The organism is Mycobacterium sp. 852002-51971_SCH5477799-a, assembly GCF_001667145.1.
Taxonomy (GTDB): domain Bacteria; phylum Actinomycetota; class Actinomycetes; order Mycobacteriales; family Mycobacteriaceae; genus Mycobacterium.
Genome location: NZ_LZIF01000043.1, coordinates 1 through 12,235, shown reverse-complemented (window position 1 = coordinate 12,235; position 12,235 = coordinate 1). Strand labels below are relative to the sequence as shown.

12 protein-coding genes are annotated in these 12,235 nt (G+C 69.6%); 5 read left to right on the top strand and 7 right to left on the bottom strand.

Going from position 1 to position 12,235, the window contains the following annotated elements; all coding sequences use genetic code 11:
* Positions 1-3 precede the first annotated feature (3 nt).
* Positions 4-1,026 carry a TIGR03617 family F420-dependent LLM class oxidoreductase gene (locus A5753_RS04200; RefSeq protein WP_067123735.1) on the top strand — a complete coding sequence of 341 codons (1,023 nt, stop codon included), beginning with the start codon at positions 4-6 and terminating at the stop codon, positions 1,024-1,026.
* A 70-nt stretch (positions 1,027-1,096) separates the two neighbouring features.
* Here the strand turns inward: A5753_RS04200 and A5753_RS04195 are convergent, their stop codons facing one another.
* Positions 1,097-1,927, bottom strand: a complete 831-nt coding sequence (locus tag A5753_RS04195) for a DUF2867 domain-containing protein (protein ID WP_067123733.1) — start codon at positions 1,925-1,927, stop codon at positions 1,097-1,099.
* A 21-nt stretch (positions 1,928-1,948) separates the two neighbouring features.
* On the opposite strand from A5753_RS04195, the gene A5753_RS04190 reads away from it, so the two are divergent.
* Positions 1,949-2,545 (top strand): TetR/AcrR family transcriptional regulator, encoded by a 597-nt coding sequence (locus A5753_RS04190; RefSeq protein WP_067123731.1) that lies wholly within the window; start codon positions 1,949-1,951, stop codon positions 2,543-2,545.
* Here A5753_RS04190 and A5753_RS04185 read toward each other — a convergent pair.
* From A5753_RS04185 to A5753_RS04175, 3 genes are read right to left on the bottom strand one after another with little or no spacing between them, the layout of a single operon-like run.
* On the bottom strand, positions 2,519-4,705 hold the full coding sequence (locus tag A5753_RS04185; protein ID WP_067123729.1) for an AAA family ATPase: 2,187 nt from the start codon (positions 4,703-4,705) through the stop codon (positions 2,519-2,521). The genes A5753_RS04190 and A5753_RS04185 overlap by 27 nt on opposite strands.
* Positions 4,702-5,565 carry a CDP-diacylglycerol--serine O-phosphatidyltransferase gene (pssA, locus tag A5753_RS04180; RefSeq protein WP_067123727.1) on the bottom strand — a complete coding sequence of 288 codons (864 nt, stop codon included), beginning with the start codon at positions 5,563-5,565 and terminating at the stop codon, positions 4,702-4,704. The genes A5753_RS04185 and pssA overlap by 4 nt, the downstream gene beginning before the upstream one ends.
* Positions 5,562-6,284, bottom strand: coding sequence for a phosphatidylserine decarboxylase (locus A5753_RS04175; protein WP_197694580.1), 723 nt, complete (start codon positions 6,282-6,284; stop codon positions 5,562-5,564). The genes pssA and A5753_RS04175 overlap by 4 nt, the downstream gene beginning before the upstream one ends.
* Before the next feature lie 65 nt (positions 6,285-6,349).
* Here A5753_RS04175 and A5753_RS04170 point away from each other — a divergent pair, with 65 nt between their 5' ends.
* Positions 6,350-7,555, top strand: a complete 1,206-nt coding sequence (locus tag A5753_RS04170; RefSeq protein ID WP_067123725.1) for an MFS transporter — start codon at positions 6,350-6,352, stop codon at positions 7,553-7,555.
* Here A5753_RS04170 and glp read toward each other — a convergent pair.
* Together glp and A5753_RS04160 are read right to left on the bottom strand one after the other, a co-directional pair.
* Positions 7,552-8,757: a gephyrin-like molybdotransferase Glp gene (glp, locus tag A5753_RS04165; protein ID WP_067123872.1), complete on the bottom strand. Its 1,206-nt coding sequence runs from the start codon at positions 8,755-8,757 to the stop codon at positions 7,552-7,554. The genes A5753_RS04170 and glp overlap by 4 nt on opposite strands.
* Before the next feature lie 19 nt (positions 8,758-8,776).
* Positions 8,777-9,715, bottom strand: coding sequence for an SDR family NAD(P)-dependent oxidoreductase (locus tag A5753_RS04160; protein WP_067123870.1), 939 nt, complete (start codon positions 9,713-9,715; stop codon positions 8,777-8,779).
* 72 nt (positions 9,716-9,787) lie between these two features.
* Here A5753_RS04160 and A5753_RS04155 point away from each other — a divergent pair, with 72 nt between their 5' ends.
* Together A5753_RS04155 and A5753_RS04150 are read left to right on the top strand one after the other, a co-directional pair.
* Positions 9,788-10,267 (top strand): VOC family protein, encoded by a 480-nt coding sequence (locus tag A5753_RS04155; RefSeq protein WP_067123723.1) that lies wholly within the window; start codon positions 9,788-9,790, stop codon positions 10,265-10,267.
* Entirely contained in the window at positions 10,258-11,709 is a 1,452-nt protein-coding gene (locus tag A5753_RS04150; protein WP_082971165.1) for an NAD(P)/FAD-dependent oxidoreductase, read from the top strand. Before A5753_RS04155 ends, A5753_RS04150 begins: the two co-directional genes overlap by 10 nt.
* A 61-nt stretch (positions 11,710-11,770) precedes the next feature.
* On the opposite strand, the gene A5753_RS04145 is transcribed toward A5753_RS04150, so the two are convergent.
* Positions 11,771-12,235: cupin domain-containing protein (locus A5753_RS04145; protein WP_067123719.1), on the bottom strand; the 465-nt coding region annotated here is incomplete at its 5' end.

The following is a 12,235-nucleotide window of genomic DNA, read 5'->3' as shown; positions in this document are numbered from 1 at the left end:
TGCATGAAGGTACAGCTTCAGGTCAGCGGTTCGCCCGCGCAGGCGGCGGTGAGTGCGGCCGACATCGCCGCGACCGGCGCGGACGGATTGTTCACCTTCGAGGGCCAGCACGACGTCTTCTTTCCGCTGCTGATCGCCGCCGGAACGACGGGCCTGGACGTGATGACCAACGTGGCGATCGCCCCGCCGCGCAGTCCGTTGCACATGGCGCACTCCGCCTATGACCTGCAGCTTTACAGCGGCGGCCGGTTCCGCCTCGGCCTCGGGTCGCAGATCAAGGTGCACATCGAAAAGCGTTATGGCAGTAGCTGGGGCAGGCCGGCGCCGCGGATGGCCGAGGCCATCGCCGCGATCAAGGCGATCTTCGCTGCCTGGGAAGGTCAGGCGCGCTTGGATTTTCGCGGCGAGTTCTACACGCACACCATCATGGCGCCCAGCTTCAATCCCGGTCCCAACCCGTTCGGACCGCCGCCGGTGCTGCTGGGTGCGTTGGGCCCGGTGATGACGCGCACCGCCGCCGAGGTCGCCGACGGCCTTTTGGTGATGCCGTTCAACAGTGCCAACCACTTCGCCGAGCGCACCGTGCCCGCGATTGGCGAGGGGCTGCGCCGCTCGGGGCGGACGTTCGATGAGTTCCAGATCGTCGCACAGGCCATGGTGGCCGTCGGCCGCGACGAGGCCGACCTGGCGACCGCGATCGACGGGGTGGCTTCCCTGATCGCGTTCTACGGCTCGACACCGGCCTATCTGCCCGTGCTGGAAGTGGAGGGCTGGGCCGGCGTCCAGCCCGAACTCAACGCGCTGTCCAAGCAGGGCCGCTTCGCCGAGATGCGTCGGCTGATCACCGACGAGATGGTGGCCCGTATCGGGGTTGTCGGCACGCCCGAGGAATGCGCGCGGCAGATCGCCGCGCGGTTCGGTGAGCACGTCGACGAGGTGTGCTGCTACTTCCCCGGCTACACCCCCCGCCCCGCCGACGTCGCCGGCATGATCGGCGCCCTGCACCGCGTGCCGGCCCTGCCATGAGCACCGACCTGACGGTCGAAATCGATTCGGGCGTGGCGGTGCTCAGCGGTCGCTCGTTTGGTCATGCCGACTAACTTATCGCCGCCATGGCGCGGCCCCGGCTCGCGCTGCGCCGCATCAGCCGTGGCGCCACCGCCCGATGCAGCGGACCGATCAACGCCCAGACCGCCCGGGCGGCGACCCGGCGGCGATAGTGCAGCCGGGTGGTGAGCACCGCCCGCTGACCGTCCTGGCGGCGCAGCGTCAGCTCGCCGCGCATCAGCGGCCCGCGGGTCGCCAACACCAGCTCGTCGGGGTCCGAACGAACGATCGGCCAGCCGATGAGGTGACCGGCCGAGCGCGGCGGACCCAGCCGCAACCTCAGCACGTTGCGGTGGATCCACAACACGAGCTTCCCGCCCGCGCCCGGCTTGTCGCCGAGCCCGTCGCGAAAGGCTTGCTCGGCGGTGCGCGCGTCGCCGGCGGCGATGGGCACCTCGAAGACGTCCACGTAATCGGCCGCGGCCTCACCGGTCTGCGCCCGCTCGTCGAGCACCGCTGCCGCAACGCGTTTCAGGGTCCGCCGCACAACGATGCGGTGCCCGCCCGAGCCGATCACCAGCGCCCGGTACGCCTTGCCATGGATACCGGGGAAGTCCGCCCAGGTGGCCGCCCGCAGCCGGGTGCGCGCGGGGCCCTCGAGTGCGTCCAGCTCGAACACCCATCGGTAGACCGCGAACCAGTGGCGGCCCTTGAGCGCGAAACGCGCCGGCGGTCGGGCTTCGTCCAGGGTGAAGCCGAACGGCACGCTCGACGGATCGTGCGGATCGCGACACATCACCCGCAGCAGGGCCGCCCACGTGTCTTCACGGCCGGCGCCGATGGTTATGGCATGCTCATCGATATAGGGTAATCGTTCCATATAGAAGGAATGTACTAGATTGTGGCACCTCCGCGGAAGCATGAAACCGATGTGATCCTCGACGCCGCCCGAGCGCTGGTGCTCGACGGCGGTCCGCGCGCGGCCAGTGTGGCCGCAATCGCGAAAGCCAGTGGCGCGCCCGCGGGCACGCTGTATCACCGATTTGGCAACCGGGACGGCATCCTGACCGCGGCGTGGCTGCGCGCGCTGGAACGCTTTCAGACCAGGGCGCTGGCCGCCGACGGCGACACCCCGACGGACGCCGCAGTGGCGATGGCCGTGTCCGCCGTCGGCTTCGCACGCGCCCTTCCCGAGGATGCCCGGCTGTTGTTGACGATCCGGCCCGGTGACCTGCTCGACGACGAGCCGGACACGGCGTTCCAGCAGACGCTCGCCGCGATGAACGCCCCGCTGACCCAGCGCGTCGCGGAGCTGGCCCGGCAGCTGTATGGGAACGCCAAGGCGCGATCGATCGACGCAGTCGCGCGGGCAATCGCCGACCTGCCCTATGCGGTGGTGCGGCGCCACGCCCACGATGATCCGATGCCGTCTTGGCTGGAAAGGGACGTGGCGGTATCGGCACGGGCCGTGCTACAGAGCTTTGGCGAACGCCCGTAGCGACTCGACTTGCATGGGATCCAAAGAGGGACGGACGTTTTCGTGCGCGGCCGCGAGGTCGTCGGCCGTCACGTCGGTGGCGTCGATGGATCGGCGCATGGCGGTCAGTGCGGCCTCTCGCAGCAGCGCCACGCAGTCGGCGGCGCTGTAGCCGTCGAGCCCGGCCGCCACCTGGTCCAGGGCGACGTCGGCGCTCAGCGGAATGGATTTGCCTGCCGTGCGCAGGATTTCGCCGCGGGCCGCGGCGTCGGGCGGTTCGATGAAGACCAGCCGTTCCAGCCGGCCCGGGCGCAGTAGCGCGGGGTCGATCAGGTCCGGCCGGTTGGTTGCGCCCAGCACGACCACGTCGCGCAGCGGGTCGACACCGTCGAGCTCGGTGAGCAGCGCGGCCACCACGCGATCGGTCACGCCCGAATCGAAGCTCTGCCCGCGCCGCGGCGCCAGCGCGTCCACCTCGTCGAGGAAGACCAGCGACGGCGCCGAATCCCGGGCCCGCCGAAACAGCTCGCGCACAGCCTTTTCCGAGCTGCCGACCCATTTGTCCATCAGTTCGGAGCCCTTCACGGCGTGCACGGACAGCTGCCCGGTGCTGGCCAGCGCCCGCACGATGAATGTCTTGCCGCAGCCCGGCGGCCCGTACAGCAGCACCCCGCGCGGCGGCTCCACACCCAGCCGCGCGAACGTGTCCGGATGTTGCAACGGCCACAACACGGCCTCGGTCAGCGCCTGTCTGGCCTCGGCCATGTCGCCGACGTCGTCGAGGGTGATGTTGCCGACGCTGACTTCCTCACTCCCCGAGCGGGACAACGGCCGGATGACGGTCAGCGCACCGACCAGGTCCTCCTGTTTCAGCTCGGGCGGCCGGCCGTCGGCACTGGCCCGTGACGCGGCCCGCAGCGCCGCCTCGCGCACCAGCGCGGCCAGGTCGGCGACGACGAAACCCGGTGTACGAGAAGTGATCTCGTCGAGCTTGAGATCACCAGTGGGCACGTTTCGCAGCAGCGACTCCAGCAGCGCTTTGCGGGTGCCGGCGTCGGGAAGCGGCAGGCCCAGCTCGCGGTCGCACAGATCGGGGGCCCGCAGCCGGGCATCGAGCTGGTCGGGCCGCGCTGACGTGGCGATCAGGGCGACGCCCTCGCTGGCCACCGCGGTACGTAACTCGCTCAGGATCAGCGAGGCCACGGGCTCGGCGGTGGCCGGCAGCAGGGCGTCGACATCGGTGATCAACAGCACGCCGCCCCCGTCGCGGACGGTCTGCACCGCCGAAGCGACGGCCTTGAGCCGATCCTCGGCGCCCAGCGCGCCAACCTCCGGGCCGTCCAGCGTGACGAGCCTGCGGTCGCCGCACACCGCGCGCACCAGCGTCACCTTGCCCACGCCTGCCGGGCCCGAGACCAGCACGCCGAGGTTGGCGCCGGCACCCAACGTCTTGAGCAGGTGCGGTTCATCGAGCGCCAGCTTGAGCCATTCGACGAGCTTGGCCGCCTGCGGCTGAGTGCCCTTCAGTTCCTCGACGACCATCTCCGGCCTGGCGATCTCGACCGAAATCTGCGGCGGGGCACCGGCGCCGGACGGCACACCGGCGCCCCAGGTGACCAGCGAGTTGGGCTGCACGCTCACCGGCCCCTCGGGGTCGACGCCGGTGACGGTGAGTAGCTCCGAGGTCCAGCTGATGCCCACCGCGGTGGCCAGCGCGCGGGTGGCATCCGACGCCGAGGTGCCGGGACCCAGGTCACGGGGCAGCAGCGACACGGCGTCGCCGACGGTGATCACCTTGCCCAACAACGCTTGTCGCAGCGTGACCGGCGTGACCGACTGGGTGGCCAGTGCCGAGCCGGACAGCGTCACCGACCGCGCGCCGTAGACGGTGACCGTGCCGACGACCACCGCGGTTCCCTCGCGCAGTCCCGCGTTGGACAGCGTCACGTCGTCGAGCAGCACGGTGCTCACCGGCGTGCCCGGGCCGGCCAGGCCCGCGACCGCCGCCGTGGTGCGCGACCCGATGAGCGACACCGCGTCCCATTCCCGAATCCCCAGTGCGGCAATGGCATTCGGGTGTAACCGAATGACGCCGCGGCGGGAGTCGACGGCGGAGGTGTTCAGCCGGGCTATCAGGGTGAGCTGACGCGAGCGGTCCGCGTCGTCGCCGGAGCGACTCACGGCAAGCGCCTGCCCGGCTTGCGCAGGCCCAGCCGCGCCACCGACCGGCGGTTGGGTTGTGCGCGGCGGTTCGCCCGTCGCGCGGCGCGGCGCTGCCGGGGTTCGTCAGCCCACGCCTCGGGGTGCGCGGCCAGCCAGCGCGAGTTGCGGATGGCGAACGGCACGTGGCACAGGTAGGCGACGATGATCACCCAGATCAAGAGATAGGGCGCCAGGACCGCGGCGGCCGCGCAGATCGCCAGGACCGCCAGCAAGGGCGCCGCCCAACTCGGCGGCACCGCGACCGCGTGCATCTTGCGCATCGGGATCTTGCTGACCATCAGGATCGAGGTCCCGGTGATCCAGATGCACAGGAACAGCGGCGACGTCCACCAGCCGTCGCCGAACTGCAGCTTGAGCCCGATAAGGCCGATCATCGAGATCGCGCCGGCCGGCGCGGGCATGCCGACGAAGAACTCGTGCGCGTAGGAGGGCTGGCTGCCGTCGTCTTGCAAGGCGTTGAATCGCGCCAAACGCAATACCACGCAGACCGCGTACAGCAGGATCACCACCCACCCGGCCGGCGACGTGGTCAGCAGCGTCACGTACAGCACGATCGCCGGAGTCACGCCGAAGTTCACCGCGTCGGCCAGCGAGTCGATCTCTTCGCCCATCCGCGACTGGGCGTCCAGGATGCGGGCCACTCGCCCGTCGAGCCCGTCCAGGATGGCGGCCGCGGCAATCAGCGCCATCGCGGCCTTGGGCTGGTGTTCGAGAGCGAACCGGATCGACGTCAGTCCCGCACAGACGGAGAGCACCGTCATGGCGCTCGGCAGGATCTGCAGGTTGACCGCCGGGCGCCCGCGCGGCTTGCTGATCATCGCAGCTCGGCCAAGACGGTCTCGCCGGCGATCGCGCGCTGGCCGACTTTTACCAGCGGTTCGGCACCCGCCGGGAGGTAGGTGTCCAGCCGGGAGCCGAACCGGATCAGACCGTAGGTGTCGCCGATCGACAGCTTGTCCCCGGCGTGCGCATCGCAGATGATGCGCCGGGCCAGCAACCCTGCGACCTGCACGGCGACGACGTCCGCGCCGCTGGCGGTGCGCAGGTGCAGGCTGGTGCGTTCGTTCTCGGTGCTCGCGTTGGCCAGGTCGGCCGAGCCGAAGCGGCCCGGTCGGTGCTGCACGGCGATCACCTCGCCGCTGACCGGGGCGCGCTGCACATGGGCGTCCAACAGCGACAGGAAGATGCTGACTCGCGGCAGGGGCGCGTCGCCCATGCTCAGTTCGGCCGGCGGGGCGGCGAAGTCGATCACGCAGATCTCACCGTCGGCGGGTGCGACGATCGCGCCGGGCCGGGTGGGCGGCACCCGCGGTGGATGACGGAAGAAGCCCGCGCAGGCGCCCGCGGCCAGCAGGCCCGCCCGTCGCACCCATCGATGCTTGCGGCCGACGAGGGCCAGCCCGAGTCCGGCGCCGATGAACGGCCGCCCGGCCGGATGCACCGGCGGGATCGCGGAGCGCACCAGGTCCAACGCGTGTTGCGGGCTGAAGCCTGGGTCCTGAGCAGAGGGGCCGATAGTGCGGGGGCGTCGTGCCACGCGGCCATCTTACGGAGCCCGCGGCTGATTCGTAGCCGCCGGCAGGGGGAACGCCCACCTTCGACATGCAATCGGACGATCGTCGAGTAGCACAGTTGCCCCGCGCGAAAGTCGCGGTCACCGCCGTTTTCATCGCGCACGGTCTGGTGTTCTCCTCTTGGGCCGCTCACATTCCCCACGTCAAGGCCGAGCTCGGCCTGTCCGACGCGGCACTCGGAACGGCGCTGTTCGGCGCGCCGGTCGGATCGGTGGTGGCCACGCTGCTCAGCCACTGGGCGCTGCCCCGCTGGGGCAGCCATCGGCTGATCCCGGTCACGGTCGCGGGCTATGTCGCGGCCGGAACGACGGTGGGCCTGGCCGGATCCGCGGCCGCTCTGTTCGGTGCGTTGGCGCTGTGGGGTCTGTTTCAGGGGGCGCTGGATGTCGCGATGAACACCCAGGCCGGCACGGTCGAGCGGCTCGCCGGGGCTCCGATCATGGCGCGGTTCCACGGCATGTGGAGCGTCGGGGCGTTGGTGGGGGCCCTGGTCGGCGCGGCGGGTGTCAGCGTGGGCGCCGGCCTGACTGCCCAGCTCACGGGCCTTGGGCTGGTCGTTCTGATCGTGGTGGAACCGCTGACCCGTCGCCTGATCCCGGATGCGGCCGACGCCGCCGCGTCGTCGGCACCCGCGCGGGGTAGGCCCGCCTGGATGACGCCGGCGGTGGCGATCCTCGCCGCGGTGTCATTCGCGTCGTTCCTGTGCGAAGGCGCGGCCACCGACTGGTCGGCCAACTACCTGCGCAACGTCGTCGGCGCCGGACCGAGCGTCGCCGCGCTGAGCTACGCCGCATACACGTGTGCGATGGTCGTCACCCGGTTCGGCGCACCCCGGCTGCACGCCCGGGTGCCCAGCCGCCGGCTGCTGCCGGCGCTGGCGGTGGTGGCCGTCGTGGGCATGAGCGTGATGCTGTCGGTCACCAACTCCTGGGTCAGCGTGTTCGGTTTCGCCGCGCTGGGCGTCGGCGTGGCGCTGCTGGTGCCCACCGCCTTCAGCGCGGCCTACGGGGCGAGCGGCGCCGGATCGGCGATCGCCCTCGTGGCCGCGACCGGTTGGCTCGGCTACCTGCTCGGGCCGCCGTTGATCGGCCACCTGTCGGGCCGGGTGGGGCTGGCGGCGGCGCTGGTCACCATCCCGGTGATGATGGCGATCGTCGGCGTCGCGATCCGTTGCACCCCGGCTTTCGACAAGGCCGACGAGTTCCATCGGGACGTGGCCACGCCCGCCGGCTAACGCAGATCCCACACCTGAAGCTTGGTTCCCTCGGGCACCTCGACGACGTCCTCGGGGATGTCGAGCAGCCCGTTCGCCGACGCCAGCCAGCGCAGGTGGTGCGACGCCGGCGGTCCGTAACTGGTGACGGTGCTGGCGTCGTCGTTGAGCACCGCGCGCCGGAATTGCCGCTTGCCGCGCGGCGACGTCAGCGACTCGGCGAGGACGGCCGTGCGGCGCGGGCGTTCCGGGTCCGGCAGGCCCATCGCCTTTCGCAGCGCGGGCCGGATGAACACCTCGAAGGACACCAGCGCGCTGACCGGGTTACCCGGCAGTGTGACGATCGTCGCGCCGGCCACCCGTCCCACGCCTTGCGGCATGCCCGGCTGCATGGCGACCTTCACGAATTCGACGCCCTGGTCGCCCTCGCGCCCGAAAGCGTCCTTGACCACCTCGTAGGCGCCGGCGCTGACGCCGCCGCTGGTGATGATCAGGTCGGTCTCGGCGGCATATCGGTCGATGATCGAACTGAATTGAGCCACCTCGTCTTCCTCGGTCGCGACGGCGACCAGATCGGCACCCGCATCCCGGACCGCACCGGCCAGCATGATCGAGTTGGATTCGTAGATCTGCCCCGGCAGCAGCGCCGTGCCCGGCGTCACCAGCTCCGATCCGGTCGAGATCACCAGCACGCGCTGGCGCGGGATCACCCGCAACTCGGCGATGCCCAGCGCCGCCACCAAGCCGAGCACGGCCGGCGTCACGACCTGACCCTGGCGCAAGACCGTGGTGCCGGGGGAGACGTCCTCACCCGCGCGGCGGATGTGCTTGCCGGCCGTGCGGGGCGCGCGGATCGACACCACGTCCACGCCGCCGTCGGTGTCCTCCACCGGCACGACGGCCGTCGCCCCGGCCGGCAGCGGAGCGCCGGTCATGATCCGGTGCGCCGTGCCTGGCTGCAGCGTCAGTTCGTCGGTGCGGCCGGCCGGAATGTCCTCGGCGACGCGCAATACCACCGGATTCTCGGATGTGGCCCCCGTCGTATCTTCCGCGAGCACCGCGTAGCCATCCATCGCGGAGTTGTCGAAGACCGGTAACGCCAGCTGCGCCACCACGTCCTCGGCCAGAACCAGGCCCTGGGCATCGGTCAGCGGGACCGCGACCGGCGGGCGCGCACGAATCAACTCGGTGACGACCCGCTGATGTTCGGCGACTGAGCGCATCGAAGCCATTATCCGCGCGTCAGACGGGGAAGCTGACACCGGTGAGTTCTTCGGAGACGGCCCACAGCCGGCGTTGCAGCTCCTCGTCGTGGGACTGGGCACTGGATTTGACCAGCTTCGGGCGGCCACGCTGCTCGAGGAAGCCGGACGGGCCGTAGTACTGGCCGCCCTCGACGGCCGGATCGGTGGCGGCGCGCAACGTGGGCAGCGCGCCCATGGCCGGGCTCTGGAACAGCACCGGGGCCAGCACGGCCTTCACCGGCCGGAAGACGCCCGGCAGGTTGCGGGCCAGCTCGGTGTTGGAACCGCCCGGATGCGCCGCGACGGCAATGGTCTTCGCGTCGGCCCTCGCCGCCAGCCGGCGCTGCAGCTCATAGGTGAACAACAGGTTGGCCAGCTTGGATTGCCCGTAGGCGGCGATCCGGTCGTAGCCGTGTTCGGCCTGCAGGTCGTCGAAGTGGATCGCGGCGCGCAGCCGGTGCCCGAGGCTGCTGACCGTCACCACCCGCGAATCCCGCACCACCAGCAGGCTTTCCAGCAACAGCCCGGTCAGCGCGAAGTGCCCCAGATGGTTGGTGCCGAACTGCAATTCGAACCCGTCCTGGGTGACCTGCTTGGGCGTCCACATCACCCCGGCGTTGTTGATCAGCAGATCGATGCGCGGATAGGCCGCGCGCAGCGCGTCGGCGGCCGAGCGGATCGCGTCCAGTGAGGTCAGATCCAGCTGCTGCAACGTGACATCCGCGCGCGGACTGGCGGCGACGATGCGCGACAGCGCCGCGTTGCCCTTCTCCAGGTTGCGCACCGCGAGCACGACATGGGCGCCGCGGTAGGCCAGTACGGCGGCCGTCTCGTAACCGATGCCGGTGTTGGCGCCGGTGACGACGACGACGCGGCCGCTCTGATCCGGGACGTCACCCTCCGACCATGAGCGGGTCTCTTCGTCGTTGGAAGGCATGGCCCAAAACATACTCATTCGCTTCTGCTGGCGCCGGATGGGCGGTTGGGTCCGGCGACGTAAGGTGAGAACGTGATAACCGGTCTGGCTCACACCGGGGTGTGCGTTCCGGATTGCGAGGCCGCGGTGGCGTTCTACCGCGATGTGTTGGGCCTGCGTGTCCTGTCGCCACCATATGTCATGTCTGGCAACGACATTCGCGACGATATGGGCGAGTTGGTGGCCGATCCCAGCATGAAAGCGGCGATCCTGGGATTCGACGACGACGGTGACAGGGTGCTCGAGGTGATCGAATACCTCGGAGTCGAAGGCGGGCCTCCCGGTGACGGCCGGAGGCTGACCGATCCCGGCCTCTCGCACGTCGGACTGATTTGTGCGGACATCGACGCCACCCGAGCGGAACTGGAGTCCAAGGGGGTGCGCTTCCTGGTCAGCGGAGTCGCGGACGTGGCGCGGGTTCGTACCACCTGGTTCGTCGATCCCTGGGGCGTGGTGTTCATCCTGGTGGAAAAGAGCCGGCCCGCGCGACCGTACTTTGCGCAATGGGCATAGTGGCCCCGAAGCCGTCGGTCGGGATCATCGGCGCCGGGGCCGGCGGCATCGCGATGGGCATCCAGCTCGCCGACGCCGGCCACGAGTTCACGATCTTCGACCGGGCCGACGGATTCGGCGGGACGTGGCGCCACAACACTTTTCCGGGCGCGGCCTGCGACGTCCCCTCCCACCTTTACTCGTATTCCTTTGCGCCCAACCCTCGTTGGAGCAAGACCTATGCCAACCAGCCCGAGATTCTCGCCTACCTCGAGAGGGTGGCCGCCGAGCACAAGCTGGCCGGGCACCTGCGGGCCAACACCACGATCACCACCGCGCGCTGGTCGGACTCGCAACGCCGCTGGACGCTGACCAGTGACGACGGTCGGCAGCACGACTTCGATGTGGTGGTCAGTGCTGTCGGCATGCTCGACCTGCCGTACATCCCGAACATTGCGGGAGCGAAGCGCTTTCGTGGGCGCCGGTTTCATTCGTCACGCTGGGATCACAGCAAGTCGACGGACGGAGAGCGCGTCGCTTCCATCGGCACGGGTGCCAGCGCGATCCAATACGTGCCGGCGATAGCGCGAAAGACCGCCCACCTGACGGTGTTTCAGCGCACCCCGATATGGATCGCGCCGCGATTCGACTTCCCGTTCACCCCCGATCAGCACGAGCTGTTCGAACGCGAACCGGCAACGGCGCAGAAGCTGCGCGACGAGGCCTTCGACGCTTACGAGTCGGCCAGCTTCGACGTCGACCACCCACAGACCCTCGAAGCCACCGAGCTTGCTCGCAGTTATTTGGCCCGCAAGGTGGCCGACCCCGAGTTGCGGGCGAAGCTGACACCGAACTATCCCGCCGGATGTAAGCGGCCCCTGATGTCGCGCGAGTGGTACCCGACGTTCGCGCTGCCCAACGTCAGCCTGGAAACGACCCCGATCGCGGAACTGACCGCGCGTGGGGTGCGTACCGTTGACGGCGTCGAACACCGCGTCGACACCATCATCTACGGCACCGGATACACCGCCGCCGACTACCTGGCCAGCATCGACGTCTACGGATCCGGTGGTCGCCGCCTTCGCGACGATTGGAGTGACGGTGCCGAGGCGTACCTGGGCACGCTGGTGACCGGATATCCGAATTTCTTTGTGCTGTATGGCCCCAACACCAACGGCGTCAACTCGATCATCTATATCCACGAGGCGCAGACGACCTTCATCCGGCACATCCTCGAGGTGATGGGCGGCCGCGGGGCGCGCACCGTCGAGGTGACGGCCGAGGCGCAGCGCCGCTACAACGACGAGATTCAGGCCGCGATGGTGGGCAAGGTCTGGCTGGCCTGTACCAACTACTTTCGGCATGCCAGCGGGAAGGTCGTCACCCAATTGCCCTATAGCGGCCGGACGTTCTTCGAGCGCACGCGCAGCATGGTCGCCGAGGACTATCTGCTACGCCCGTAGCCCGCGCCCTTGGCCGCCACCGGAGCACTTACGCCCCTCGCTTCCGCGACGGGTAATGAGCTTATTGCACCCAGAAATTATCGTGGCGGATGAACCATTCCCGGCGCTCGTCGTCGGTCATGTTGGCCAGCGCCGCGAAGCCCTCGAAGTAGGCCTCGCGGGGTGCGCCGGGTGCGAACAACATCAGAATCGACGCCGGTTCGTCCGCCTCGTTGCGGAAACCGTGCACGCCGCCGGGCGGGACGTACAGGAAGTCGCCCTGGTGGCCGTCCGCCCACTGTGTGCCGTCGTAGAGCTTCATCGTTCCGGACAAGACGAAGAACGCCTCGGACATGGCGCGGTGGAAGTGCGCCGGGGGTCCGCCGCCGGCCGGGGCGATGTCGACGCGGTAGAGACCGTAGTCGCCGGCGGTGTCTTGCTGGTTGGCCAGGTAGTGGTACTTGACCCCGGACGTCTCATAGTCAGGCGGCTGATCGGCCCGCTTGAGCCAGGCGCTGATCTCCGGTTCCGCTTTGGTGTATCGGGC